Here is a 25310-nt window from a genome sequence, read left to right on the forward strand (position 1 = left end):
TCGCGCGGTGACCTCCCTGCAACGCCTCGTCAACCGCGCCCTGCACCGGGTCCACGCGCTGGTCGAGTGGTACGGCGCCATCGCGCCGGGCACAGATCGGGGCGACGAGTTCGGCTCACTCGGGCTGGGGAGCTGTCTGGCGTTCCCGCCCGGCTCGCTGATGGGGGTGGGCTCCATCCACATCGGGGAGCGGACCCTGGTGGGCAGGGGCTGCACCCTCTCGGTCGGCTACACCGAGGACGACCGCAACCGGCCCGCCCGGGGCCTGGTGATCGGGGACCGGTGCGTCATCGGCGCCCGCTCGACCCTCACCGCCCACGAGTCCATCGTGCTGGGCGACGACGTGTGGCTCGGGCAGGACGTCTTCGTCTCCGACGCCTCGCACGGATACCAGGACCCCGAGACCCCGATCGGGATGCAGCTGGGCGCACACCAGCCGGTGCGGATCGGGTCCGGAAGCTGGATCGGCCACGGCGCCATCGTGCTGCCCGGGACCGAGATCGGTCGCAACGTCGTGGTGGGGGCGGGCTCGGTGGTCCGCGGGACCGTGCCGGACCACTGCGTCGTGGTCGGCGTCCCGGCTCGGGTGGTGCGACGCCACGAGCCCGGACTGGGCTGGGTCAGCGCCGACGGGTCCGGCGACGTGCGCCCCGCCCTCTCCGCCGACGAGGTCGCGACGGCCCTGGCCACCCTGGAGGAGACCCACCCCGCGCGGACCCAGCTGAGGGACCGGCTACGAGCCCTGGCCGGCTGAGGGGTCGAGCACGGTGCGGACGCCGCCCTCCCGGCGCGGATCCGCCGCCGCCAGGAGCCGACCGTCCGGGTGGGCGAGGGTCGCGCCGACCCCGCCGAAGTACATCGAGAGCGCCGACTCGACCTGCACCTCCTCCTGAGGGGTCCCAGCCCGGTGCACGTGCACCCGGGGGTGGTTGACCGCCTCCTGGAGGCCCATGCCGCCGACGAAGCCGGCCAGCACCTGGACCACGGCGGTCGAGATCCGACTCGCGCCGGGGGAGCCGATGGCGAGGACCGAGCCGTCGTCGTGCCGGGCGACGGTGGGGGCCATGTTGGACTGGAGCCGGGTGCCCGGTGGTGCCGCGTGCAGCCCGCGCACGTTCAGCTCCTGCTCGCCGAGGCTGTTGTTGAGCCAGATGCCGGTCCCCTCCGCGACCATCCCGGAGAAGTAGCCGGAGGAGACGGTGACCGCGCACGCCCGGCCCTCGCTGTCGGCCGTCGAGACGTGGGCGGTCGAGCCCGAGCCGAGCACCTCCGGGCCACCGCCGTCGAGCAGGGCCAGAAGCTCCTGCGCCGCGGCCTCGGGGTCCTCGGCACGGTCGAGGTGGGTGTGCCGGTGGCCCAGCACGGCCCGTTGCACGCGGACCAGTCGGGCGACCTCGGCCTCGTCCCAGCCGCCGTGCGGGTGCCCGTCGAGGAGGCGCAGCATCGCGGCGACGCAGACGCCGCCGACCGACGGTGAGGGGGTGGTCGAGAGCACCCACGGCCCGGTCCGCTGCAGGATCGACGTCCTGATCACGGGCCGGTAGGAGGCGAGGTCCTCGGGTCCGAGGAGACCGCCCCGAGCACGGACATCGGCGCCGATGGCACGGCCGAGGTCGCCGGAGTTGAGGGCGTGGGGTCCGACCCTGGCCACGTGCTCGAGGGAGTCGACGAGTCCCGGCACCACGAGCGGGTCGGTGGTCACGTTGCCCTGCACGTCGTGGATCGCCGCGGCACTGACCGGGTCCCAGCCGAAGATGCTCTGGTGGACGTGCTCCAGGTAGTAGCGGGAGGCCGCACCGAGCCGGAAGCCGCCGCGGGCGACCTCCACCGCCGGCGCCACGACCTCCGCCCAGGGAAGTGCCCCTTCGCGAGCGTGCGCCTCGCCCAGCGCGAGCACCGCCCCATGGGTGGCCACCGAGCCCGGCCCGATGGTGATGTCGGTGCCACCGCCGTACTGGGTGTGGATGTCCCAGGTGGCGGTGCCTGCGGGGGCGCGGAGGCCGCGGCCGGGCATGTCCATCCAGCCGTCCACCGTGTAGGCGGCCGTGTCACCGGGGGGCTGCACCGTGACGAACCCGCCGGAGCTGAGGGAGACGAGGCCGACCTCGTTGACCATCGTGACCAGGACGGCAGCCACGGCCGCGTCGATCGCGTTCCCGCCGGCGCGCACCACCTGCTCCCCGGCGTCCGCCGAGGCTTCGTTGGGAGCGGCGATCGCGACGTCGGTCATGGCAGCACGCTAGCCGTGGGCTCGGGCACTGGGCCGAACCACCGGTTGCAGGCGGGTCCGGCACAGGTGAGCAGGGCGCTGCGGCGGCGGTCCAGCTCGGCCCGGACCTCGACGTAGGCCGGGTCGTCGGCCCGGTTGACCAGCTGGAAGGGGTCCTCGTCGAGGTCGTGCAGCACGGAGCCGCTTCCGTCCTCCCGGGCAGCGTAGAGGTAGCGCGAGGTACGGACCCCCCGCAGGTCCCACCCGTCTCCGTCGCTGCGGCCGGTCTGCACCAGGACCGTGTCCCGCCGGAGCCCCGCAGGTCCGGGCCAGGACCCCGACGTCGGCTCCGGGGCCGAGGATGACGGGTCACGGAGCAGCGGGGCGAGGGAGACGCCGTCCTGGAGACGTCGGGGGGTCACCCCGCTCAGGTCCGCGAACGTGGCCGGCAGGTCGACGAGAGTCACCGGTGCCTCGGAGGTGGAGCCGGCCGGGACGCCGGGGCCCGCGACCAGCAGCGGCACCTGCAGGGCCTCCTCGAGGAGCAGGTTCTTCCCCACGCGCCGGTGCTCGCCGAGCAGGTAGCCGTTGTCGGAGGTGAAGAAGAGGTAGGTGTTCTCCCACTCGTCGGTCTCCTTCAGCGTCCGCACCAGACTGGCGACCGCCCGGTCGACCGCCTGCAGGCTGCGGACCCGGGCCCGGAACTCCGCGCGCAGGTGGCCCGGGCGGCGCTGCGGCCGCCGCACGTCGACCCGGCCTCGGGCATCGACCTGGTCCCGGTTGAAGCTCGGCTTGTCGAAGACCGGGGGCCGGAGCCCGGAGAACCGGCCTCGGTCCCGCGGTGCCGCCGGGGGAGGGGTGCGGCGGCCGGTCTCGTCGAAGCGGTAGTGGGGCGCCAGGTGCCAGGACATGACCAGGAACGGCTCGTCGGCCGCCGAGAACTCCTCGACCATGCGGTTGGTTGCCTCCTCGATGACCTCGGTCACGTAGGAGTCCCGGTAGTGCTGCTCGTCGGTCCCGTCGTGGAGGCTGAAGTCCCGGTAGTCGTAGATGCCTCGGGTCAGTGCCGACCAGCGGCTCCACCCGGGCTGGGCGCCGTCTCCGGCGGCGTACTTGTTCAGGTACTTGCCGACGAAGCCGGTCCGGTAGCCGGCGCTGCGGAACCAGTCGCCCAGGGTCCGCGCGGGGTCCAGGGACCCGACGCCTCCGTGCGGCCCGTTGTTGTGACGCACCCCGTTGTTCTGCGCGTACTGCCCGGTGAGGAGCTCGGCGCGCGCCGGGCAGCACAGCGGGTGGGGCGAGAGGGCGTCGGTGAACTCCAGCCCGCCGTCGCGGAGGGCCTCGCGCGTCAGCGGCATCCACCGGAGCTCGGCGTCGCTCTGGTCATCGGTCAGGACCAGCACGATGTTGGGGCGGTCGTCCCGCGGGACGCCCCCGGACTCGGGGCGCTCAGCACTCGTGCGGTCGGTGAGGGTCACGGTGCCCAGGCCGGCCAGCAGGACGAGGACGGCACCGGTCGCGACGTGCTTCCAGGGTCTGGGCATGACGACGTGGAGCTCCCCGCCTCCGAGTGGGTCCGGACGACCCGTGCGGCAGCCGGGCCGGAGACGCCAACCATACGGTGACCCCGCTAGAGTGGCTCCATCGTTCGCCCGGATCCGAAGGAATGCCCCACAGCTCATGGACGGCCCTCAAAGTAGCCATCCCTTCCCGCCCTCCGTCGCGAGCCGCACCACACGGGTCGGACTCGCCGCGCATCCGCTCGGGGGTGCCGACCGGTGACGCCGTGGATCCTCCTCGCCGTCTCCCTGCTGCTGATGGGCGCCTGTGGGCTCTTCGTGGCCGCCGAGTTCTCCCTGGTCACGGTGGACCGCAGCGAGGTCGACCGGCTGGTGGAGCAGGGCGACCAGGGCGCCGCCGGGGTCCAGCAGGCGCTGCGCACCCTCTCCACCCAGCTCTCCGGGGCACAGGTGGGGATCACGATCACCAACCTCGCCATCGGCTTCCTCGCCGAGCCGGCGGTCGCGCAGCTGGTCGACGGTCCGTTGCTCGCCCTGGGGACGCCGGAGTCGTGGGTGACCCCCCTGGCGGTGGCGCTGGGGCTGGTGCTCTCGACCTTCTTCACCATGCTCGTCGGTGAGCTGGTGCCCAAGAACCTCGCCATCGCGGTCCCGCTGGCCACCGCGCGCGCCACCCAGGGCTTCATGCGGGGCTTCACCAAGGTGATGGCCTGGCCGATCCGTGGGCTCAACGAGTCCGCCAACTCGCTCGTGCGCAGGCTCGGGGTGGAGCCTCAAGAGGAGCTCCGCTCGGCGCGGAGCAGCCAGGAGCTGGCCTCGCTCGTGCAGCGCTCGGCCGACGAAGGCACCCTCGACGCCGAGACCGCCGAGCTGATGGAGCGGTCCGTGGAGTTCGGCACCCGGACGGCGGGCGAGATCATGACTCCCCGGGTGCGCACCACCAGCATCGACGTGGGGGACCGTGCCGCCGAGGTGATCGCGCTGGCCCGCCAGACCGGCCACTCCCGGTTCCCGGTGCTCGACGGCGAGGACACGGTCGTGGGGACGGTGCACGTCAAGCACGCCGTCGCCCTCCCGGTGCACGAGCGACCGACCACGCGGGTGAAGCACATCATGGTCAAGCCGATCGTGGTGCCCGACTCCCTGCGACTCGACCCGCTGCTGGCCCTGCTCCGCCAGGACGGCTTCCAGATGGCCGTGGTCCTCGACGAGTACGGCGGCCAGGCCGGCATCGTGACCCTCGAGGACGTGGTGGAGGAGATCGTCGGCGACATCTCCGACGAGCACGACCGCCTCGGTGACCGCGCCCGGCGCCGACGGGACGGGACCTGGTCCCTCTCCGGGCTGCTGCGACCTGACGAGGTCGAGGACGCGACCGGGATCGAGCTGCCCGAGCACGAGGACTACGACACCGTCGCCGGCCTGGTCGTGCGCGAGCTGGGCCGGGTCCCCTCGGCGGGAGACACGGTGCACCTGGCGGTCCCGGTGCGGGACGGGGAGGGCGACCTGCAGGAGCGGACGGTCACGCTGACCGTGGAGCGGATGGAGGGGCTTCGGGTGGACCGCGTCTCCCTGACACCCCCGTCGCCGGTCGGCTCCTTGCCGTCCCCGGCGGGCGCCACCGAGGGAGGTGCCTCGTGAGCGATCTCGTCGCCATCCTCCTGGCCGTCCTGCTGCTGGCCCTCAACGCCTTCTTCGTCGGGGCGGAGTTCGCCCTCATCTCGGCCCGACGCAGCCAGATCCAGCCGCGCGCGGAGGCGGGCTCGGCGATGGCCCGGACCACCCTGCGGGCCATGGAGCAGATCTCCGTGGTGATGGCGGGCGCCCAGCTCGGCATCACCATCTGCTCCCTGGGTCTGGGCGCCGTGGGGGAGCCCGCGGTCGCCCATCTGTTGGAGCCGGGCTTCGCCCGGCTGGGCGTCCCGGAGAGCCTGGTCCACCCGATCTCGTTCGTGATCGCCATGACGCTCGTGGTCTACCTGCACGTGGTGCTGGGCGAGATGGTGCCCAAGAACCTGGCGATCGCCGGTCCCGAGCGCTCCGCGCTGGTCCTGGGCCCGCCGATGATGGTGGTGGTGGCCCTGCTGCGACCGGTGATCGTGACGATCAACGCGTGCGCCAACGCCATCCTCCGCATGCTGCGGATCGAGCCGAGGGACGAGGTCGCCTCCACCTACACCCGCGAGCAGGTGGCCGCCCTGGTGGAGGAGTCACGCGGGGAGGGCCTGATCGAGGCCGACGAGTACAGTCGTCTCGCCGGGGCCCTGGGCTTCACCGAGAAGTCGGTGGGCTCGGTCCTGATGCCGACGCAGAGCCTGACCACGGTCCCCCGGGGGAGCACCGTGGCGACGGTCGAGGAGGTGTGCGCCGCGACCGGCTACTCACGGTTCCCGGTCGCGAGTGAGGACGGCGAGCTCCTGGGCTACCTGCACATCAAGGACGTGCTGGAGTCCGACGAGGCACGCCGCCAGCGGGTGGTGGACGACAAGTGGATCCGGCCCTTCGCCACCGTCCGGCCCGAGGTGCCGCTGCACACGGCGCTCGAGTCGCTGCAACGGCGTGGCGCCCACATGGGCCGGGTCATCGCTCCCGACGGCTCCCTGCTCGGACTCGTGACGCTCGAGGACGTGCTGGAGGAGCTGGTGGGGGAGATCCGCGACGCGGCTCACCACGACGAGCCGGTGTGAGCGCCGGTCAGGATCCGCTCGCTAGGGTTCACCGCGTGTGGACGGTCCCGAACATTCTCAGCATGCTGAGGCTGGCCAGCATCCCCCTCTTCCTGTGGCTGGTCCTGGGTCCCGAGGCGGACGGCTGGGCGCTGGGGCTCCTCATGCTCTCGGGCGTCACCGACTACCTGGACGGCTACCTCGCCCGGGTGCTCGACCAGCGCTCCGCGCTCGGTGAGCTGCTGGACCCCATCGCCGACCGTCTCTACATCCTGGCTGTGGTCGTGGGGCTCGCCCTGCGCGACGTCATCCCCTGGTGGGTGGCGCTCGCCCTGCCGCTGCGCGACCTGGCGCTGTGGGGCCTGGTCCCGCTGCTGCGGACCAGGGGCTACACCGCGCTGCCGGTCCACTTCCTCGGCAAGGCGGCGACCTTCAACCTGCTCTACGCGTTCCCCCTGCTCCTCCTCGGCGAGGGGGACGGGGTGGTGTCCACCCTCGCCAACGTCTTCGGCTGGGCGTTCGCACTGTGGGGGATCGGGCTCTACTGGTGGGCCGGGCTGCTCTACGCCTGGCAGGTGCGCACCCTGCTGCTGACCACCCCGCCGCTCCCACGTGAGGAGAGGCACCTGTGACCGGCCCGACGAAGAGGGCCGCGGGTGCCGCCGGCACCCCGGAGGACCCCGGGCCGGCGGCGCTTCCCCAGCACGTGACGCTGCCGCTGCTGTCGCTGATCACCGAGCAGTCGATGGACCAGGACTACCAGCACGCCGCCGCGCGACGGAAGCAGCAGCCCGTCGGGGACGACGACGAGGAGCGACGTCGGCGGCAGCGCCTGGTGACCGGCGCGGTGGTCGCCGTCTTCGGCGTCCTCGTCGCCGTCGCGGCTGTGCAGACCTCGCGCAACGCCGACGTCGACGCGCTGGGCCGGGCCAGTCTCGTCTCCCGGATCCAGGACGGCCGGACCGAGGTGCGCGGCCTGCAGGACCTGGCCGGAGAGCTGAGGGCGAGCAACGCCGCGGCCGAGGAGGGTCTGCGCGAGCTGCGGGAGAGCGAGGCCGAGGTCAGCCAGCGCGTCAGCCGCCTCGGCGTGCGGACCGGCTACCTCGCGGTGCGGGGCGCCGGCGTGCGGGTGACGGTCGACTCGGCGACGGGCGCGGTCGGCGACGACGTGCTCAAGGACGACGATCTCCTCTTCCTGGTCGACGGGCTGTGGGCTGCGGGGGCAGAGGCGATCGCCATCAACGGGCAGCGGCTGACCACCCTCTCCTCGATCCAGAACTCGGCGTCCGCCATCCACGTCAACGTGCGGCCCCTGACACCGCCGTACGTCGTCTCGGCCATCGGGAACCCGGAGACCCTGGAGGCGCGCCTGCTGCGCACCACGCACGGCGGAGTCTTCTACGCCCTGGCGCGTTCGTTGGAGTTCAGGTTCGAGATCGAGGATGATGACGACATCGAACTGCCGGCAGCCCGCGTGCGTCCACTGCCGCACGCCCGCGAGAGCGCCTCAGGGCCCTCCGAGAAGATGAAGGAGTTGGGACCGTGATCGCCGCACTCGGGCTGCTGCTCGGCATCCTCGCGGGCCTGTTGCTCCAGCCGGACATCCCGCAGGGGCTGGAGCAGTACCTGCCCATCGCCGTGGTGGCGGCACTGGACGCGGTCTTCGGCGGGCTGCGCGCGTTCCTCGACGGCATCTTCGACGACAAGGTCTTCGTCGTCTCGTTCGTCAGCAACGTCATCCTGGCCGCCAGCATCGTCTTCGTCGGCGACAAGCTGGGGGTCGGTAGCCAGCTGCAGACCGGAGTCATCGTCGTGCTGGGCATCCGGATCTTCTCCAACTCAGCGGCGATCCGCCGCCACCTGTTCCATGCCTGAGCCGGGCGGAGGCCGCCAGCGGCTGCGCAGCGCGCTGAGCCGCCCCTCCCGCTCCCAGGTGGTGGTGGCCGTCCTGCTCGCGGTCCTCGGGTTCGCCGCGGTCGCCCAGGTGCGCAGCACCGAGCTCGACGACACCTATGCGGGCCGGCGCGAGGAGGACCTGATCGAGATGCTCAACGGCCTGACGGGCACCTCGGACCGGGCACGGCGGGAGATCGCGCGGCTGGAGGGTGAGCGCCGCAACCTGCAGACCGACTCCAACGCCCGGCAGGCGGCGCTCGAGCAGTCCGCGGAGAAGCTGAAGACGCTCAACATCCTCGCCGGGCTCGTCCCCGTCAGTGGCCCCGGGCTGCGCATCACCATCACGGAGGACGTGACCCCGGTGCGGATCGACCGGCTGCTCGACATGGTCCAGGAGCTCCGCACCGCCGGTGCGGAGGCGATCGAGTTCAACGACACCGTGCGGCTCGTGGCGCAGAGCTCGTTCGAGGAGGTCGACGGCGTCGTCCAGGTGGACGGCGTGGCGCTCGAGCCCCCCTACGTGATCGAGGCGATCGGCGAGCCGGGGACGCTCGCGGGTGGGGTGAACTTCCCCAGTGGCCCGATCGCGGCGCTGCGTGGGCAGGACGGCGCGGACGTGGACATCGACGAGCCCGGCCAGGTCGTGATCGAGTCGGTGCGCGACCTGCCGAAGGCCGGCTTCGCGGAGCCCGCCCAGGGGCAGTAGCCTCGACGACCACCGCCTTCGGGTCCGTCGAGGATCCGCGAGCAAGAGGAGACGCATGTACCCGGAGGACCTGAAGTACAGCTCGGAGCACGAGTGGGTGCGGAGCTCGGAGGAGGCCGCCCCGGTGCGGGTGGGGATCACCCAGTTCGCCCAGGACGCGCTCGGAGACATCGTCTACGTCTCGCTGCCCGAGGTCGGCGACCTGGTCACCGCGGGGGACACCTGCGGCGAGCTCGAGTCGACGAAGTCGGTCAGCGACATCTACGCCCCCGTCAGCGGCGAGGTGGTGGCGCGCAACGAGTCGCTCGACGCCACACCCGAGCTGGTCAACAGCGACCCCTACGCCGGCGGGTGGCTCTTCGACGTCGCCCCCAGCGACCCGAGCGAGCTCGATGCCCTGATGGACTCCACCAGCTACCAGCAGAGCCTCGACCCCAGTTGAGCCTCCTGCGGTTGCGCAAACTGGTAGTTTCATAGGAACCTTCACCCTCAGTCGGGCCTTGAGAGTTATGGCCCCTCATCCGGCCCCGGACACGGAAGCGGAGGACACATGCCGTTCTGCACGGCCTGCGGAAAGCCCAACCCCGACGACGCACGGTTCTGCGCGCAGTGCGGCTCTCGGCTCACGGGCGGAGCGGGTGAGGAGCCCCAGGACTCCGGCGCGACGGACTCCACGGCGACGATCTCGATCCCGCACGAGCGGGCCGAGAGCTCGGACCGGGCACTCAGCCCGGTCGACGCGGCCGCCGTCGACGCCCTTCCGACCGGATCGGCCCTCCTCGTGGTGCAGCGTGGTCCGGGTGCGGGGAGCCGTTTCCTGCTGGACACCGACATGGTCGCCGCCGGTCGCCACCCCGACTCCGAGATCTTCCTGGACGACGTCACGGTCTCGCGTCGGCACGCGGAGTTCCGCCGCGACGGAGACACCTTCCGGGTCAGCGACGTCGGCAGCCTCAACGGCACCTACGTCAACCGGGACCGGATCGACTCGGTGGAGCTGACGGACGGTGACGAGGTGCAGATCGGCAAGTACCGACTTGTCTTCTTCGCCGGTCACGTGACCGGCTGAGGCGGGACGGCGTGGTCTCCCCAGCCTCCCCAGCTTCCTCCCCGCGTCCCTCCCCCCGGGGGCGGATGAACATCGGGCAGGTGCTCGACGTCCTCCGTCCCGACTTCCCCGGGATCACGATCCCCAAGATCCGGTTCCTCGAGGACAAGGGCCTGATCAAGCCCGAGCGCACCCCGGCGGGCTACCGCAAGTTCTCGCACGAGGACGTCGAGCGCCTGCGCTACGTCCTGCGGATGCAGCGCGACCACTACCTGCCGCTGAAGGTCATCGGGGAGCACCTCGACGCGATCGACCGCGGACTCGAGCCGCCGCCCATCGAGGCGGTGGTGCCGACCGTCCCCAAGGTGGCGCTCTCCAGCGACGGACTGCCGTCGCCGGAGTCCTTCTCCCGGCGCTCGGACGTGCGGCTCTCCCGCCGCGAGCTCGTCAAGATCGCCGAGATCACCGACGAGATGCTGGGGCAGCTCGAGCAGTTCGGGCTGATCACGCCGCGAGCCGGCACCGGTCACTACGACACGGACGCGCTGGTGATCGCGCGCACCGCCCGGGAGCTGGCGGACTTCGGGTTCGAGCCGCGACACCTGCGGGCCTTCAAGACCTCGGCCGACCGCGAGGTCGGCCTGGTGGAGCAGGTCGTGGCGCCGCTCAAGCGCGGACGTGACGCCGCCGCGCAGGCCCGGGCCGAGGAGGCCGTCAGCGAGATCGCGACGCTCTCGGTGCGTCTGCACGCGACCCTGGTCAAGAACGGGCTGCGGGGATCCTGACCCGTCTTCGCCGTCGGAGTAGGGTGACGGTGTGCGCGAGGTAGACGTCATCGGAGTCCGGGTCGAGATGCCCTCGAACCAACCCATCGTGCTGCTGCGCGAAGTGGCTGGCGACCGCTACCTCCCCATCTGGATCGGGGCGGTGGAGGCGACGGCGATCGCCTTCGCCCAGCAGGGCGTCGTCCCGCCGCGTCCCCTCACGCACGACCTGATGAAGGACGTCCTCGACGCGACCGGCGCACCGCTCGCCGAGGTGCGGATCACCGAGGTGCGTGACAACGTCTTCTACGCGGTCCTGGTCTTCGACTCCGGCGCCGAGGTGAGTGCGCGTCCGTCCGACTCCATCGCCCTGGCGCTGCGCACCGGCACCCGGATCGTGGTGGACGAGGGGGTCCTCGAGGAGGCCGGGCTCGCCGTCCCGGCCGAGCAGGAGGACGAGGTGGAGCGCTTCCGGGAGTTCCTGGACCAGGTCACGCCCGAGGATTTCGAAGCACCCTGACGCTGTCGCGTCCATCACCCTCATCCTGAGGTTGAGGGTTGCGACACACCGCGTGGCGCGTTGACCGCCCGGGAGTGGAGGCTTACCTTGGACTGTCTTCGTTGTAACTCCAACGTTGTGGTTGCCCTCAAGCATCCGCACACGTCCTTCCCCCAAGGGAGTTACGCTGAGCGGAGTAGACGACGGAGGGTCCCCAGTGGGCGTTGACGAGAACCAGCAGGGCAAGGTGGACGGCCTCGAGGCCGAGCGCGCCGCCGAGGTGGCCGAGGAGCAGGGTCTCCTCTTCACCGACGACGTGTCCCCGCTGCCCAGCGACGCCGGCTACCGCGGCCCGACGGCCTGCAACGCGGCAGGGATCACCTACCGCCAGCTCGACTACTGGGCCCGCACCGGGCTCGTGGAGCCCACCGTCCGCGGCGCCACCGGGTCGGGCTCGCAGCGGCTCTACTCCTTCCGCGACATCCTGCTCCTCAAGGTCGTCAAGCGGCTCCTGGACGCCGGCATCTCGCTCCAGCAGATCCGCACCGCGGTCCAGCACCTGCGGGCTCGCGGCACCGACGACCTCACGCGCGTCACGCTGATGAGCGACGGCGCCTCGGTCTACGAGTGCACCAGCAACGACGAGGTCATCGACCTCCTCCAGGGCGGCCAGGGCGTGTTCGGTATCGCCATCGGCGGTGTCTGGCGCGAGATCGAGGGCACCCTCTCGGAGCTCCCCAGCGAGCGGGCAGCCTCGGACTCCGGGCCGCTGCCCGGCGACGAGCTGGCCGCTCGTCGTGCTGCCCGCCGCACCGGCTGAGACGGTCGCCCGTCGTCCCTGCGGGTGATAGGTTCGTGGCCGCTGACGATCCCGCGCGGGAGAGTCCTGGTGGTACCCGCACCAGCGCCGAAGGGGCAATTCCTCCCCGGAACCTCTCAGGCACCAAGGACCGCGTGGTCAGGCAGCTCTGAAGCGTTGCGAGCACCGGGCGTGACAGAGGGGGAGGACGACCAGTCCTCGTCCGACCCTGGAGCGTGACATGTCCGACCAGACCACCCCGTCCTCCCTCTCGGGGACCGCTCCCTTCGTGGAGCGCCACATCGGCACCCGTCAGGACGACGTGACGGCGATGCTGAAGGTGCTGGGCCACGAGTCGCTCGAGAGCCTGATGGACGCCGCCGTCCCGCCGGCCATCCGCTCCGTCGAGCCGCTGCGGCTGCCCGAGCCGCTCACCGAGGCGGCGGCCGCGGCCGAGCTGCGGAGTCTCGCCTCCGCCAACCGGGTCGCCGAGAGCATGATCGGGCTGGGCTACCACGGCACCGTGACGCCCGCCGTCATCCGGCGCAACGTGCTGGAGGACCCCGCCTGGTACACCGCCTACACGCCGTACCAGCCGGAGATCTCCCAGGGCCGGCTGGAGGCTCTGCTCAACTTCCAGACCGTGATCGCCGAGCTGACCGGCCTGCCGACCGCCAATGCCTCGCTCCTCGACGAGGGGACGGCGGTGGCGGAGGCGATGACCCTGGTCCGGCGGGCCCAGCGCAAGGTGCGCGGTCCCTTCGTGGTCGACGCGGACGCACTGCCCCAGACGTGCGAGGTGGTGCGGACCCGGGCCCGGGCCATGGGCATCGAGGTGATCGTCGCCGACCTCGCCGGCGGACTGCCCGAGGGGGAGCTGAGCGGAGTGCTGGTGCAGTACCCCGGAGCCTCCGGACGGGTGCTCGACCCGCGTCCGCTGCTCCAGGAGGCCCACGAGCGTGGCGCCCTGGGTGTGGTGGCGGCCGACCTGCTGGCGCTCACCCTGCTGGAGGCTCCCGGCGAGCTGGGTGCGGACGTCGTGGTGGGCTCCTCGCAACGCTTCGGCGTTCCCCTCTTCTACGGCGGTCCGCACGCCGGGTACATGGCGGTCCGTGCGGGCCTCGAGCGGCACCTGCCCGGCCGCCTGGTGGGCGTCTCGGTGGATGCCGAAGGCCGCCCGGCCTACCGGCTGGCGCTGCAGACCCGCGAGCAGCACATCCGACGCGACAAGGCGACCTCCAACATCTGCACCGCGCAGGTGCTGCTGGCCGTGGTGGCCGGCATGTACGCGGTCTACCACGGGCCGGACGGCCTGCGGGAGATCGCTCGGCGTGTGCACGGCCATGCGGTCTCGCTGGCTGCCTCGCTGAGGTCCGCCGGCCTGGAGGTGGAGCACGCGGAGTTCTTCGACACGCTCTCGGTGCGGGTGCCCGACGCCGCCGAGCGGATCGTCGGGCGGGCCCGCGAGCTGGGGCTGCACCTGCGCCTGGTGGATCGGGACAGGGTCGGGATCTCCACCTCGGAGACGACCACGGAGGCGACCCTGGGCAAGGTGCGGCAGGCCTTCGGCCTCGGGCCCGAGCAGGCCGCGGACGTCGTCGGCGCCGAGGCGCTGCCCGAGTCGCTCCGCCGCCAGACGCCCTACCTCACCCACGCGGTCTTCGGCACGCACCGCAGCGAGACGCAGATGCTGCGCTACCTGCGCAGGCTCTCGGCCCGCGACTACGCGCTGGACCGCGGGATGATCCCGCTCGGGTCGTGCACCATGAAGCTCAACGCGACCACCGAGATGGAGCCGATCAGCCTGCCCGGCTTCGCGGACCTGCACCCGTTCGCACCGGCGCAGGACGCGGCCGGCTACCACCGCCTGGTCTCCGACCTGGAGTCGTGGCTCGCGGAGGTGACCGGCTACGACCAGGTGTCGGTGCAGCCCAACGCGGGCTCGCAGGGCGAGCTCGCTGGGCTGCTCGCCATCCGCGGCTACCACGAGGCGAACCACGACGGATCGGCTCCGGTCCGCGACGTCTGCCTCATCCCGTCCTCGGCCCACGGCACCAACGCCGCCTCGGCGGTGATGGCCGGGATGCGGGTCGTGGTGGTCAAGGCGGGGGACGACGGGTCGGTCGACCTCGACGACCTGCGGGTCAAGTGCGAGGAGCACGCCGCGACCCTGGCCGCGATCATGGTCACCTACCCCTCCACGCACGGCGCCTACGAGGACACCATCACCGAGCTCTGCGACGTGGTGCACGAGCACGGCGGCCAGGTCTACGTCGACGGCGCCAACCTCAACGCGCTGCTCGGCTACGCCCGGCCCGGCGAGTTCGGCGGGGACGTCTCCCACCTCAACCTGCACAAGACCTTCTGCATCCCGCACGGCGGTGGCGGGCCCGGGGTCGGACCGGTGGCGGTGCGAGCCCACCTCGCCCCCTACCTGCCCTCCCACCCCGACCACCCGGTCGCCTCCCGGCGCGAGGGCATCGGACCGATCAGTGCGGCCCCCTACGGGTCGGCCGGGATCCTCCCGATCTCCTGGGCCTACGTGCGGATGATGGGGGCCGAGGGCCTGACCAGGGCCACCGCCCACGCCGTGCTGGCGGCCAACTACGTCGCCGCCCGCCTGGAGGAGCACTTCCCGGTGCTCTACCGCGGCCACTCGGGCCTGGTGGCCCACGAGTGCATCCTCGACCTCCGGCCGCTCACGCGCGAGACAGGGGTGACGGTGGACGACGTCGCCAAGCGCCTCGTGGACTACGGGTTCCACGCCCCGACCATGTCGTTCCCGGTCGCGGGCACGCTGATGGTGGAGCCGACCGAGTCCGAGGACCTCGCGGAGATCGACCGCTTCGTCGAGGCGATGATCGCGATCCGCGCCGAGATCGACCGGGTGGCTCGCGGCGAGTGGAGCCCGGAGGAGTCGCCGCTGCGCAGGGCCCCGCACACCTCCGCCGCGGTGGTGGGGGAGTGGGACCGTCCCTACCCCCGCGAGCTCGGGGCCCTCCCGACCGGACCGGACCCCGACAAGTACTGGCCTCCCGTGGCCCGGATCGACCAGGCCTATGGTGATCGGAACCTGGTCTGCTCCTGTCCGCCTCCGGAGGCCTTCACCGAATGATCGAACGTCGCCAGAGCTGCCTGGACCTCGCGCAGTCGCGGGGCCGGCTCTCCTCGGTCCTGGGCGCGGTCTTCGACCGCTACGGAGTGGTCTGGGCCGGTGCCTCGGGGGAGGGCGCCGGGCTCGACGGGCAGTACCGCATCGGCTCCATCACCAAGACGATGACCGCGGTGCTGGTGATGCAGGCGCGCGACGCGGGGCTCCTGGACCTCGACGACCCGGTCGGGCGCCACCTCGGCGCCGTCGGCTACGCGGAGGCGACGCTGCGCCAGCTGCTGAGCCACACCGCGGGCATCCAGAGCGAGCCGTGCGGTCCCTGGTGGGAGCGCAACCGGGGGAGTGACTTCGCCGCGCTGGCGGCGGCGAACGACGGGTCGTGCCGGGTCGCCCGGCCCGGTGAGCTCTTCCACTACTCCAACCTGGGCTACGCGCTGCTGGGCGAGGTCCTGGTGCGTGCCACCGGGACCTCCTGGCGGCAGCTGGTCGTGGAAAGGCTGCTCATCCCCCTGGGGATGACCCAGACGTCCTACCTGCCGCGCCCCAACGCGCAGCCCGGCTGGAGCGTCGACCACTTCACCGGCGTACGCCGGCTCGAGCCCCTCACCAACACCGGGGCGATGGCGCCGGCCGGACAGCTCTGGTCGACGGTGGCCGACCTGGTCCTGTGGGGGCAGTTCCTCTCCGGTGCCAGGCCGGACATGCTCGACCCCGGCTCCCTCGCGGAGATGCTGCGGCCGGTGACCGAGGACTACGGCCTCGGCGCCCGTCTGCTCACCTCCACCGGCGGGATCCTGGTGGGGCACAACGGGTCGATGCCCGGCTACCTCGCGGCTCTCTACGTCGACCCCGGCTCGGGGATCGGTGCCACGGTGCTGACCAACGCCACGACCGGCATCGACCAGGCGCAGACGGTGCTCGACCTCATCGACGGGGACTTCGTCGACGAGGTGATCGAGCCGTGGGTCCCCACCGCGGAGGTCCCGTCCCTCCTCGCGGGGATCCCGGGGCTCTGGTTCTGGGGCAACACCGCGATCGAGGTGACCTGGCGCAACCAGCGCCTGGAGCTGCGCTCGATGACGCCTCCGGGCGGGCTGGACCGCTTCGAGCTGCGGGAGGGCGCTCTGGTGGGCGTCGAGGGCTACCACCGCGGTGAGACCCTCCACGTGGTCCGCAGGGACGACGGAGAGGTCTCACACCTCGAGGCCGCCACCTTCGTCTACACCCGGACGCCGTACGGCCTGGACTAGCCTGCCGCGATGAGCGGGACCGACCCACGGCAGCACCCGGCACACGGGACCTACGCGCTCCGACGGGCGGTCGGCTCGCTCCCCGCCAGGATCACAGGGCCTGCGAGACGCTCGACATGTTGAAGTCGGGCACCCGCAGCGCCGGCATCGCGGTGCGGCTGAAGTAGTCCTCACCCCACTCACGGCTGAACGCGGGCACGGTGGCGCTCGCGGCGGTGAAGCGGGAGAGCAGGTCGACCGGGCTCTCGTTGAACCGGAAGTTGTTGACCGCTCCGGTGATCTCCCCGTCCTCGACCAGGTAGACCCCGTCTCGGGTCAGCCCGGTGAGCAGCAGCCGCTGAGGGTCCACCTCCCGGATGTACCACAGGCAGGTCAGCAGGAGTCCCCGCTCGGTCCCGGCCACCAGGTCGCCCACGCTGCCGGCGCCTCCGTCGACCTCCAGGACCAGGTTGTCGATCCCCGGTGTCGTCGGCTGCCCGGTGAGGGTCGCGGAGTGCCGGGTCTGGACCAGCGCCGCCAGCCGCCCGTCCTCCACCCAGGGCGAACGGGCGAGGGACAGGCCGTTGTCGAAGACGGAGGAGGTGTTGCTCGAGGCGGGCGCCACCACGAACGGCGCGCACTCCAGCCCGGGGTAGGCGGGGTCGGAGAGGAGCCGCACCCCTGGAGCCACGATCTGCTCGCCGATCCGGGTGCCGCCCTCCCGTCGGCTGAAGACGGACTGGCCCTCGTGAGCCACCCGTGCGCCCGCGCTCCAGTAGGCGTCGATCATCAGGTCGGCGACCGCGGTGGGCGGCAGGATCGTGTCGTAGCGTCCGGCGGGGAGGTCCACCCGGCGTCGGGCCCACTCCAGGCGGGTCGCGAGCTCGGCGTCGAGCCGCAGGGCGTCGACGTCGGTGAAGTCGCGGGTCGCGCCTCCCACCCAGGCGCTGCGCGACAGGTCCGCGCTCTTGCCGGTGCAGCCGTAGTGGCCGGTGGGCTGGACGTGGCGCAGCCGGAGACCGGTGGAGGAGCCCAGGTAGGTCGTCGTCATCTCGTGGCTGACGAACCCGTAGAGGATGCGCTGGTCGGAGGATGCCATGCCGAAGGCCTCGCCCAGTGCCGGGGCGAAGGCACCGTAGACCCCGGCGTCGGTGCCTGGAGCCGCCTCGTCCCAGTCGGGGGAGACGGCCCCGGAGGCGAGGGATCCGGCGTCCTCCGCCGGCCCCGAGTCGCGCGCTGCCGCGTCGGCGGCAGCCACCAGGGCAGTGACCTGGTCGGACGAGGTGGCCGTGGAGGACGCGGAGCCGGTCGCCGTCCCGGACCCGGACCGGACGAAGGAGATCACCGTGACCTGGACCCGGTGCATCACCCCGTTGGTCGTCAGCGTGTTGTTCGCCCAGCGCAGGTTGGCGCTGGTGGTGTCCTGGACGAGGACCGTGCAGTCGTCCGCCGTCGACGCGGCGAGTGCCGTCTCGACGAGCTGCTGGGGGCTGGGGGAGAGGGTCATGCGCCGGCCTCCTCGGAGGTGTTCAGGATCCGCACGCCCCGGAAGAGCGCGCTCGGGCACCCGTGACTGACCGCAGCGACCTGCCCGGGCTGGGCCTTGCCGCAGTTGAAGGCGCCGCCCAGCTGCCAGGTCTCTGGTCCGCCGACCGCCTCCATCGATCCCCAGAAGTCGGTGGTGGTGGCCTGGTAGGCGACGTCGCGCACCTGGCCGGCCACGCGGCCCCCCTCGATGCGGAAGAAGCGCTGACCAGTGAACTGGAAGTTGAACCGCTGCATGTCGATCGACCAGCTGCGGTCCCCGACGACGTAGAGACCGTGCTCGACACCGGCGATGAGCTCGTCGGTGGAGGGACCGTCCGTCGCGGGCTGAAGGGAGACGTTGGCCATCCGCTGGATGGGGACGTGGCCGGGGGAGTCGGCGTAGGCGCACCCGTTGGACCGGCCCTCGTTCAGCTCCGGCTTGGCCCGGGCCATGGCCCGGTCCAGCTGGTAGCCGACCAGGATGCCGTCGCGGACGATGTCCCACGACTGGGTCTGCACGCCTTCGTCGTCGTACCCGGTGGTGGCGAGACCGTGCTCGACGGTCCGGTCGCCGGTCACCTGCATCACCGGGGAGCCGTAGACCAGGGAGCCGAGGCGGTCGTAGGTGGCGAAGGAGGTGCCCGCATAGCTCGCCTCGTAGCCCAGCGCCCGGTCGAGCTCGGTGGCGTGCCCGATCGACTCGTGGATGGTGAGCCACAGGTTGGAGGGGTCGATGACCAGGTCGTAGGTGCCGGGCTCGACGCTCGGCGCACGCAGCTTCTCACCGAGCAGGTCGGGGACCTCGGCGAGCTCGGAGTCCCAGTCCCAGGTGCCCCCGGTGAGGTACTCCCACCCGCGACCGACCGGCGGTGCCAGGGTGCTCATCGAGTCGAAGGTGCCGGAGCGGTCGTCCGAGCCCATCGCCTCGAACGTCGGCATCACCCTGACCCGTTGCTGGGTGGTCCGGGTGCCGCTCAGGTCGGCGTAGTACTTGTGCTCCAGCACCTGCTGGAGGCCGGCGGCGGCATGCTCCACGACAGGGTGCCGGGTGAGGCGGGCGGTCCAGTCGCGCAGCACGTCGACCTTCTCCCGGGTCGGCACGGTGAACGGGTCGATCTCGTAGGAGGAGCTCCAGGTGACGTCGGCGTGCACCGGCTCGGGCGCGAGCTCGACGGGGGCGGAGGTCATGGTGGCGGCGAGCTCGGCCACGGCCAGCGCCTGCTCGGTGACCCGGCGCACCTCCGGGGCCGTCAGGGAGACGCCGCTGGCGAAGCCCCAGGCTCCGCGGTGCACGACGCGCACCGCGAAGCCGAGGTCCTCCACGTCGCTGGCCCCCTGCAGGGCGGCGTCGCGCACCGACAGGTGCTGGTAGCGGTTCCGCTCCAGGCGGAAGTCGGCGTGGCTGGCTCCCCGGTCCGCGGCGAGCTCCAGCGCGACCCGGCCGAGCTGGTGCAGGGGCAGGCTCACGAACGTCGGATCGATCTCCCGATGGTCCATGGGGCGACCCTAGTGCCCCCGGTAGGGTCTCGCCCATGACCGCACCGGCCTGGCTCGGCATCGGGGCCCAACGCTCGGGGACGACCTGGTTCACCGACCTCCTCTGCCAGCACCCCGGGGTCGGGCTGGGCGTGAACGGCAAGAAGGAGCAGCACCTCCTGCACAAGGTGGGCGACGGGGTCGAGCCCCCCTCGGCGTACGCTGCTCTCTTCCCCGCGGACGGCCTGGCCCGGGGGGAGTGGACCCCGCAGTACCTGCGCCACTCGTCCGCCCCGTTCACCGCCGCCCGGGTCCTGGGCCCCGAGGCGCCGGTCCTGGCGATACTCCGCGACCCCGTCGAGCGCTTCCTCTCCGCGATGCGGCTCGCCGCCACCCGTGCGAAGTCGCCGTGGCCCTACCCGGTGCCGATCACGGTGCAGACCTTCAGCGGCTTCTACGCCGACCAGCTGGCGATGTGGGCCCACGCGGTGGGCCGTGAGCGGATGGTGGTGATGGTCTACGAGCAGGTCCGGCGCGACCCCCAGGCCGCCGTCGGGGCGGTCTGGGCCCGCTTGGCTCTCCCACCCGTTCCGCTCCAGGACGTGGACCGGCCGTCGAGATCCAGCAGCAACGCAGAGTGGAGCCCACCGGAGGGACTGGTGGAGTCGCTCAGGGTGCTCTACCGCCCCCAGGTCGCCCGCCTGGCCGACGAGTGGGAGCTCGACGTCTCGGACTGGACGACGACCACCGGGGCCTGACCGCGGGCGGCGACGCCCCGTGCGACACCGCGTGCGCGGGCTACACCCCCACCGTGGAGAGCGTGGAGCCGGCGCGGCCCTTGTGGACACGTAGCTGGGCGGGGATCCGCTCGCGCATCTCCGTCACGTGGCTCACCACACCGATGACCCGGCCCCGGTCGCGCAGCGCGTCGAGGGTGTCCAGCACGTCGTCGAGGGTGTCGGCGTCGAGCGAGCCGAAGCCCTCGTCGACGAAGAGGGTGTCGAGGTCGGCCCCGCCCGCCTCCTCGGTGATGACGTCTGCCAGCCCGAGTGCGAGGGCCAGCGAGACGACGAACGTCTCGCCCCCCGAGAGGGTGGCCGGGTCGCGCGCCTCACCGGACCAGTCGTCGCGGACCAGCAGGCCCAGCCCTCCCCGGGTCTCCCGGTTGCCCCGCCGGCCGGTGTGCTCGAGGGAGTACCGCCGGTCGCTCATCCCGGTCAGGCGGGCGTTGGCGGCGGCCACCACCTGGGAGAGCCGGTAGGCCAGCACGTAGGCGGCGAGCCGCATCTGCAGCCGGTTGTCGACCGACTTGCCCTCGACGAACGCAGCGAGATCGGCCACCGTGCGGTGCTCCTCGCGCAGCGGACGCCAGGCCGTCAGCAGGTCGTGCAGGTCCGTGACCAGGACGCCGATCCGCTCGGCCCGGATCCGGTCCGCGTCGTGGCGGGCGCGCAGCCGGTGCAGCTCCTCGCGGAGCTCCTCGTGCCGCCTCGCCAGCGCCTCGAGATCGGGGGCCTCCTCCTCGGCGAGGGCGACCACGTCAGGCTCGGCCAGCACCGCGAGGCACCGGGTCCGCTCGTCGCGGTAGTGCTCGACCTCGGTGCGCAGCCGCTCCACCGCGACCGGATCCCGGTGACCGGACCGCGCTCGGTCCACCTGGTCGAAGCCGTGCTCCGCCAGGCAGCGGGCGAGCGCCTCCTCCTGCTCGGTGGCTCGCCGTCCCGCCTGGGCCGCCAGGGTCTCGGCCTCGACCGCCCGGGCGACGAGCCGGTCGAGGTCCTGCACCTGGGCGATCAGGGCGCCGACGTCCGGGAGGCCGGTGCCCGCGAGCACCTCCTCGCGTGCCCGGGTGACCTCGGCCAGCTCCCGCTGCAATCCGTCGCGGCGCTCCATGAGCCGTGAGACCTCGGCGGTGGCGACGTCCAGCTCTGCCCGGGCACCTTCGAGACGGGCCTCGAGGTCGGAGAGCCCGGAGCGCAGCTCCTCGGCGCGCTCGCTGGCCTCCTCAGCCTCGGCGAGGGCAGCCGCGCTGGCCTCCCACGCCTCCGAGAGGCGCCCTGCGTCGTCGTCGCCGGCGACCGCACGCACCACCTCGAGCTGCGTGCGGAGCTGCTGGACCTGCTCGTCGTGGACGAGCTGGGTGGCCTTCGCGTCGTCCACCTCGCGGAGGGCGAGGCGCTCCGCCTCCGCGTCGGGGGCACCGGGCGAGGCGGCGGCCGGACTCGGGTGGCTGCACGAGCCGCAGACCGGGCAGGAACCGCCGACCGCGAGCGCCCCGGCGATCTCCGCTGCCATGCCCTGCAGGCGCGCCTCGCGCAGGTCCAGCCAGGTCTCGGTCAGCTCCTGGGTGCGGGCGACGCTGCCGCGGCGCGCCTCCTCGGCGGACTCCAGGTGCTGTTGGAGGACCTCGACCCGCGCATGGGCCGCGACGCGCGCGCGCAGCGCCTCCACCTCACGCCGACGAGCCTGTGTCGACCCCGCGAGCGCGGCGCTGGAGGCCAGCGCCACCCGCAGCCGCTCGATCCGGGGCGGCACCGCGGCCACCTGCTCCTCGCGCTCGCGCCGGGACCCGACCGCCGCCGCGAGCGCGTCGTCGGCCTCCGCCGCGGCGCCGGCCAACGAGCCGATCCGCTCGTCGTGTCGCCGGAGGGGGGCAAGGGCCTCGAGCCGGGACCGCACGGTCTCCCGGAGTGCGGAGAGCGGCGCGTCGGCGCCCACCGGCTGTGCCACGGACAGGGACGATCGGGTGCCCGGGTCTGCGAACGCCTCGGTCACCTCGTCGCGCAGCGCCTGGAGGCGCAGCCGCGCGGCGCTCGCCTCCCAGGTGACCCGTTCGGTGGCCTCGGCGAGCGGGATCACCGCCGCGGCGCGCAGCGCGACCTCAAGCTCCCGGGTGCGTCGCTCGTGCGCGTCCTGGGACTCCAGCAGCCGCAGGTGGGCCGAACGCGCGGCGTCCCGGCGGGCCAGGAGGTGGCTGGTCCGGGTGGCCGCGTCGAGCTCCTGGCGTGCCTGCTCCTCGGCGTGGCTGGCAGCGGGCACCAGGCCTGCGCCCTCCTGGAGCCGCTCCTCCGCCGAGGCGCGCAGGCCGTCGGCCCAGGAACCCAGGGAGCCGTCGGCGGCGGGGGCCTCCATCGCGTCGAAGTCCCACTCGGCGGCCGGGGGCTCACCAGCGGCCTCGGAGAGCCGGTTGACGCGTGCCACGACCTCGTCGTGCTGACGGCGCGACCGCCGGTGCAGCTGGAGTCTCCGGTCACGGAGCCACCCCTCGACGCGGGAGAAGCGCCCGGTGTGGAAGAGCTGCTGGAGCACCGCCTGGCGCTCGTCGGCGCGGGCACGGAGGAAGGCCTGGAAGCCACCCTGGGGCAGCATCGCCACCTGGCAGAACTGCGGCATGGTCATGCCGACGAGACCGATGACGAGGTCGCCGACCTCGTCGAGGCGACTGGAGAGCAGCACCTCCGCGCCGTCGACCAGCTCGGTCATGGTCACCGAGGCCTGCTGCTGCGTGGTCCCGGTACCGCGCTGCTTCGGTCGCTGCCAGGCCGGGGAGCGGACGAGGCGGAAGCGCCTGCCGGCCAGCGTGGCCTCGAGCGTGACCTGCGGGGCGACGTGGGCGGGGGCCTGGTCGGCGCGCAGGCGCTTGGCGACGCTCCGGTCGCCCGGCACGTCGCCGTAGAGCGCGAAGCAGACCGCGTCGAGGACGCTGGTCTTGCCCGCCCCGGTGGCGCCGGTCAGCAGGAAGAGACCGGAGGCGCTGAGCGCGTCGAAGTCGACCGCGGCGGTGTCGACGAAGGGGCCGAACGCGGTGACGGAGAGGTGGTGGAGCCGCATCAGCTCTCCCCGCCCGCGGTGACGAGGGTGTCGGCGACGTCGTCGCGGGACGCCTCGCACGCCTCGCGCAGCAGCCGGGCCTCGTCCTCGTCGGCCGGCTCGCCGCGCAGCTCCTCCACGAAGGCCAGGGCGATCGCGTGGTCGCTGAGCCCGGCGGTGCGCGCCTGCGGCGTCGGGCTCCCGTCGGTGCCTCCGGCGAAGCCGAGCACCAAGGTGTGGGGGAACCGGGTGCGCAGCTGGTCCATGGCGCGCAGCGGGCGCACCGGGTCGGTCAGGGTCGCCTGGACCCAGGACCCTTCGTGCTCGGCGAGAGCCGGCTCGGTGAGGAGCTGGGCGAGCTCGCCCTCGAGACGGACCAGGCGACGCGGCGTGGGGGCTGGGACGAACTCCGATCCCACGATCCCGTCGGCTCCGAGGTCGACCAGCCAGCACCCCTTGACCTGGTCGGCCTCGGAGAACGAGTAGGCCAGGGGGGAGCCGCTGTAGCGCACGGAGTCGCTCAGCTGCTGCGCCCCGTGCAGGTGACCGAGGGCGGTGTAGGTGATGGAGTCGAAGAGCGAGCTGGAGACCATGGAGACGCCACCGACGCTGATGTCCCGCTCGGAGTCGGACGGGGCGCAGCCGGCCACGAAGGCGTGCGCCAGGACCACCGACCGACTGGTGGGCGGGCGCGTCTCGAGGTCGGCGCGGACCCGCCGCATCGCCTCGGCGAGAGCCGCCTCGTGGCTGCGCCGCTCGAGCGCCCAGGGCCCACGCAGGGCATCGGGGTCCAGGTAGGGGATGCCGTAGACCAGGACGGGACCGTGCTCGTCCGCCAGCTCGACCGGCGTGCCCACGGTGGCTGCGTCGGTGCGGATGTGGACCCCGGCGGCATCGATCAGCCGGGACCCGAAGCCGAGCCGCAGCGCCGAGTCGTGGTTGCCGCTGGTGACCACGACCTTGGCGCGGGACGCGGCGAGGCGCGCGAAGGTGTCGTCGGCGAGCCGGACGGCGTCGACGTGGGGCAGCGCCCGGTCGTAGACGTCGCCAGCGACCACGACGAGGTCGACCTCACGGGACTCCACGACCTCGACCAGGTGGTCGACGAAGGCGCGCTGGTGCTCGAGCATCCCCTCACGGTGGAAGGAGCGCCCGAGGTGCCAGTCGGAGGTGTGGAGGATGCGCACGGGACGAACCTAGAGCGGTCCACCGACAGGGTGGCGCACCCACGCCGCAAGGGAGCCTCAGGCGTACTGGACGGCCCGGCCCGGGCGGGTGAATCCGTAGAGCGTCAGGCCGGCACGCCGCGCCAGGTCGACCGAGAGGCTGGTGGGCGCGCCGACGGCGACCAGGGCCCCGGTCCCCACCGCCACCGCCTTCTGGACCAGCTCGAAGCCGGCCCTGCCGCTGACCACCAGCACCGCCGCCGCCGGGTCCTCCCCGCCCAGCAGGCGGGCGCCGGTGACCTTGTCCACCGCGTTGTGGCGACCGACGTCCTCGCGCACGACCAGGCAGTCCCCGTCGGCGGTGAAGAGCCCGGCCGCGTGCGAGCCTCCTGTGCGGTCGAAGAGCGACTGCCGCTCCCGCAGCAGGTCGGGCAGCCGGCGCACGACCCCGGGGGAGGGGAGGGGGCCGTCCCAGCGGGTGCCCTCGGGGGCCTTGAGCGCCTCCTCGACGCTCTCCTTGCCGCAGACGCCGCACGCGGAGGTGGCCTGGCCGGGGTGCAGGTGGGCGTGGGCGGGCAGCGTGGGCGGGACCCCCGCCAGGGTGAGGGTCACCACGTTGAACTCCTGCTCGTGGCTCAGGGAGCGGTCGGTGCAGTAGGCCACCCGCTCCAGAGCCCCCGGGAGCAGGATCCCCTCGTGCCTGGCCCAGCCCGCGGCGAGCTCGAAGTCGTGCCCGGGTGTCCGCATGGTCAGCCAGGCCCTCTCGGCGGGTCGTCCCGGCCAGCCCAGACGCAGCTCGAGCGGCTCCTCGGTCACCACCCGGTCCTCCCTGGCACGCTCCGCGGGCCGGTCGTCGGAGAGGGTGTGCTCGGTCACCCGGATC

The 25310-nt window shown here is 72.7% G+C and carries 22 protein-coding genes and 1 riboswitch; of the genes, 15 read left to right on the forward strand and 7 right to left on the reverse strand.

Annotated elements, in window-relative coordinates; genetic code table 11:
- Positions 1 to 7 precede the first annotated feature (7 nt).
- Positions 8 to 754, forward strand: a complete 747-nt coding sequence (locus tag AC3X7R_RS12500) for an acyltransferase (protein WP_489965993.1) — start codon at positions 8 to 10, stop codon at positions 752 to 754.
- Here AC3X7R_RS12500 and AC3X7R_RS12505 read toward each other — a convergent pair.
- Together AC3X7R_RS12505 and AC3X7R_RS12510 are read right to left on the reverse strand one after the other, a co-directional pair.
- Complete coding sequence (locus AC3X7R_RS12505; protein ID WP_489965994.1) at positions 734 to 2230, reverse strand: gamma-glutamyltransferase; 1497 nt, start codon at positions 2228 to 2230, stop codon at positions 734 to 736. The two genes, AC3X7R_RS12500 and AC3X7R_RS12505, sit on opposite strands and share 21 nt — an antisense overlap.
- Positions 2227 to 3753, reverse strand: a complete 1527-nt coding sequence (locus AC3X7R_RS12510) for a sulfatase family protein (protein WP_489965995.1) — start codon at positions 3751 to 3753, stop codon at positions 2227 to 2229. The genes AC3X7R_RS12505 and AC3X7R_RS12510 overlap by 4 nt, the downstream gene beginning before the upstream one ends.
- A 234-nt stretch (positions 3754 to 3987) precedes the next feature.
- Between AC3X7R_RS12510 and AC3X7R_RS12515 the strand changes: the two genes are divergently transcribed.
- The 13 genes from AC3X7R_RS12515 (at position 3988) to AC3X7R_RS12575 (ending at position 16469) form a co-directional block, all read left to right on the forward strand.
- Complete coding sequence (locus tag AC3X7R_RS12515; protein ID WP_489965996.1) at positions 3988 to 5370, forward strand: hemolysin family protein; 1383 nt, start codon at positions 3988 to 3990, stop codon at positions 5368 to 5370.
- Positions 5367 to 6416, forward strand: a complete 1050-nt coding sequence (locus AC3X7R_RS12520; RefSeq protein WP_489965997.1) for a hemolysin family protein — start codon at positions 5367 to 5369, stop codon at positions 6414 to 6416. The genes AC3X7R_RS12515 and AC3X7R_RS12520 overlap by 4 nt, the downstream gene beginning before the upstream one ends.
- A 62-nt stretch (positions 6417 to 6478) precedes the next feature.
- Complete coding sequence (gene clsA / locus AC3X7R_RS12525) at positions 6479 to 7027, forward strand: cardiolipin synthase ClsA (RefSeq protein WP_489965998.1); 549 nt, start codon at positions 6479 to 6481, stop codon at positions 7025 to 7027.
- Positions 7024 to 7941 (forward strand): DUF881 domain-containing protein, encoded by a 918-nt coding sequence (locus tag AC3X7R_RS12530; RefSeq protein WP_489965999.1) that lies wholly within the window; start codon positions 7024 to 7026, stop codon positions 7939 to 7941. The genes clsA and AC3X7R_RS12530 overlap by 4 nt, the downstream gene beginning before the upstream one ends.
- Entirely contained in the window at positions 7938 to 8270 is a 333-nt protein-coding gene (locus AC3X7R_RS12535) for a small basic family protein (protein WP_489966000.1), read from the forward strand. Before AC3X7R_RS12530 ends, AC3X7R_RS12535 begins: the two co-directional genes overlap by 4 nt.
- Positions 8263 to 8997 carry a DUF881 domain-containing protein gene (locus AC3X7R_RS12540; RefSeq protein ID WP_489966001.1) on the forward strand — a complete coding sequence of 245 codons (735 nt, stop codon included), beginning with the start codon at positions 8263 to 8265 and terminating at the stop codon, positions 8995 to 8997. Before AC3X7R_RS12535 ends, AC3X7R_RS12540 begins: the two co-directional genes overlap by 8 nt.
- Before the next feature lie 55 nt (positions 8998 to 9052).
- Positions 9053 to 9439 carry a glycine cleavage system protein GcvH gene (gene gcvH, locus AC3X7R_RS12545; protein WP_489966002.1) on the forward strand — a complete coding sequence of 129 codons (387 nt, stop codon included), beginning with the start codon at positions 9053 to 9055 and terminating at the stop codon, positions 9437 to 9439.
- Positions 9440 to 9547: 108 nt separating this feature from the next.
- Entirely contained in the window at positions 9548 to 10066 is a 519-nt protein-coding gene (locus tag AC3X7R_RS12550) for a zinc-ribbon and FHA domain-containing protein (RefSeq protein WP_489966003.1), read from the forward strand.
- 65 nt (positions 10067 to 10131) lie between these two features.
- Positions 10132 to 10830 (forward strand): transcriptional regulator FtsR, encoded by a 699-nt coding sequence (gene ftsR / locus AC3X7R_RS12555; protein WP_489966004.1) that lies wholly within the window; start codon positions 10132 to 10134, stop codon positions 10828 to 10830.
- A 31-nt stretch (positions 10831 to 10861) separates the two neighbouring features.
- Complete coding sequence (locus tag AC3X7R_RS12560; RefSeq protein WP_489966005.1) at positions 10862 to 11329, forward strand: bifunctional nuclease family protein; 468 nt, start codon at positions 10862 to 10864, stop codon at positions 11327 to 11329.
- A 196-nt stretch (positions 11330 to 11525) separates the two neighbouring features.
- Positions 11526 to 12128 carry a MerR family transcriptional regulator gene (locus AC3X7R_RS12565; RefSeq protein WP_489966006.1) on the forward strand — a complete coding sequence of 201 codons (603 nt, stop codon included), beginning with the start codon at positions 11526 to 11528 and terminating at the stop codon, positions 12126 to 12128.
- A gap of 46 nt (positions 12129 to 12174) precedes the next feature.
- Positions 12175 to 12271, forward strand: a riboswitch (glycine riboswitch).
- Between the two features lie 77 nt (positions 12272 to 12348).
- Positions 12349 to 15222 (forward strand): aminomethyl-transferring glycine dehydrogenase, encoded by a 2874-nt coding sequence (gcvP, locus tag AC3X7R_RS12570; protein ID WP_489966007.1) that lies wholly within the window; start codon positions 12349 to 12351, stop codon positions 15220 to 15222.
- The gene (locus AC3X7R_RS12575) at positions 15219 to 16469 is read left to right on the forward strand and encodes a serine hydrolase domain-containing protein (RefSeq protein WP_489966008.1); all 1251 of its coding nucleotides are present in this window, start codon (positions 15219 to 15221) and stop codon (positions 16467 to 16469) included. Before gcvP ends, AC3X7R_RS12575 begins: the two co-directional genes overlap by 4 nt.
- Positions 16470 to 16560: 91 nt before the next feature.
- On the opposite strand, the gene AC3X7R_RS12580 is transcribed toward AC3X7R_RS12575, so the two are convergent.
- Both AC3X7R_RS12580 and AC3X7R_RS12585 read right to left on the reverse strand, forming a co-directional pair.
- Entirely contained in the window at positions 16561 to 17955 is a 1395-nt protein-coding gene (locus AC3X7R_RS12580) for a metallopeptidase TldD-related protein (protein WP_489966009.1), read from the reverse strand.
- Positions 17952 to 19472 (reverse strand): TldD/PmbA family protein, encoded by a 1521-nt coding sequence (locus tag AC3X7R_RS12585; protein ID WP_489966010.1) that lies wholly within the window; start codon positions 19470 to 19472, stop codon positions 17952 to 17954. The genes AC3X7R_RS12580 and AC3X7R_RS12585 overlap by 4 nt, the downstream gene beginning before the upstream one ends.
- Positions 19473 to 19507: 35 nt before the next feature.
- Here AC3X7R_RS12585 and AC3X7R_RS12590 point away from each other — a divergent pair, with 35 nt between their 5' ends.
- On the forward strand, positions 19508 to 20209 hold the full coding sequence (locus AC3X7R_RS12590) for a sulfotransferase family protein (RefSeq protein ID WP_489966011.1): 702 nt from the start codon (positions 19508 to 19510) through the stop codon (positions 20207 to 20209).
- A 40-nt stretch (positions 20210 to 20249) separates the two neighbouring features.
- Here AC3X7R_RS12590 and AC3X7R_RS12595 read toward each other — a convergent pair whose 3' ends face one another.
- Genes AC3X7R_RS12595 through AC3X7R_RS12605 form a run of 3 tightly spaced genes read right to left on the reverse strand, consistent with a single transcriptional unit; the run spans position 20250 to position 25303 of the window.
- Positions 20250 to 23282, reverse strand: coding sequence for an AAA family ATPase (locus AC3X7R_RS12595; RefSeq protein WP_489966012.1), 3033 nt, complete (start codon positions 23280 to 23282; stop codon positions 20250 to 20252).
- Positions 23282 to 24448 carry an exonuclease SbcCD subunit D gene (locus AC3X7R_RS12600; RefSeq protein ID WP_489966013.1) on the reverse strand — a complete coding sequence of 389 codons (1167 nt, stop codon included), beginning with the start codon at positions 24446 to 24448 and terminating at the stop codon, positions 23282 to 23284. The genes AC3X7R_RS12595 and AC3X7R_RS12600 overlap by 1 nt, the downstream gene beginning before the upstream one ends.
- A 57-nt stretch (positions 24449 to 24505) precedes the next feature.
- Positions 24506 to 25303 (reverse strand): formate dehydrogenase accessory sulfurtransferase FdhD, encoded by a 798-nt coding sequence (locus AC3X7R_RS12605; protein ID WP_489966014.1) that lies wholly within the window; start codon positions 25301 to 25303, stop codon positions 24506 to 24508.
- Between the last annotated feature and the right edge of the window lie 7 nt (positions 25304 to 25310).

The organism is Nocardioides sp. Z22_16 (assembly GCF_058134365.1).

What these genes read in the sequence shown, in the direction of transcription:
- AC3X7R_RS12540 (WP_489966001.1), top strand. Translation starts at nt 8,263, where the DNA reads ATGCCTGAGCCGGGCGGAGGCCGCCAGCGGCTGCGCAGCGCGCTGAGC.
- ftsR (WP_489966004.1), top strand. Translation starts at nt 10,132, where the DNA reads ATGAACATCGGGCAGGTGCTCGACGTCCTCCGTCCCGACTTCCCCGGG.
- gcvH (WP_489966002.1), top strand. Translation starts at nt 9,053, where the DNA reads ATGTACCCGGAGGACCTGAAGTACAGCTCGGAGCACGAGTGGGTGCGG.
- AC3X7R_RS12510 (WP_489965995.1), bottom strand. Translation starts at nt 3,753, where the DNA reads ATGCCCAGACCCTGGAAGCACGTCGCGACCGGTGCCGTCCTCGTCCTG.
- AC3X7R_RS12595 (WP_489966012.1), bottom strand. Translation starts at nt 23,282, where the DNA reads ATGCGGCTCCACCACCTCTCCGTCACCGCGTTCGGCCCCTTCGTCGAC.
- AC3X7R_RS12580 (WP_489966009.1), bottom strand. Translation starts at nt 17,955, where the DNA reads ATGACCCTCTCCCCCAGCCCCCAGCAGCTCGTCGAGACGGCACTCGCC.
- AC3X7R_RS12590 (WP_489966011.1), top strand. Translation starts at nt 19,508, where the DNA reads ATGACCGCACCGGCCTGGCTCGGCATCGGGGCCCAACGCTCGGGGACG.
- AC3X7R_RS12575 (WP_489966008.1), top strand. Translation starts at nt 15,219, where the DNA reads ATGATCGAACGTCGCCAGAGCTGCCTGGACCTCGCGCAGTCGCGGGGC.
- AC3X7R_RS12505 (WP_489965994.1), bottom strand. Translation starts at nt 2,230, where the DNA reads ATGACCGACGTCGCGATCGCCGCTCCCAACGAAGCCTCGGCGGACGCC.
- AC3X7R_RS12550 (WP_489966003.1), top strand. Translation starts at nt 9,548, where the DNA reads ATGCCGTTCTGCACGGCCTGCGGAAAGCCCAACCCCGACGACGCACGG.
- clsA (WP_489965998.1), top strand. Translation starts at nt 6,479, where the DNA reads ATGCTGAGGCTGGCCAGCATCCCCCTCTTCCTGTGGCTGGTCCTGGGT.
- AC3X7R_RS12585 (WP_489966010.1), bottom strand. Translation starts at nt 19,472, where the DNA reads ATGGACCATCGGGAGATCGATCCGACGTTCGTGAGCCTGCCCCTGCAC.
- gcvP (WP_489966007.1), top strand. Translation starts at nt 12,349, where the DNA reads ATGTCCGACCAGACCACCCCGTCCTCCCTCTCGGGGACCGCTCCCTTC.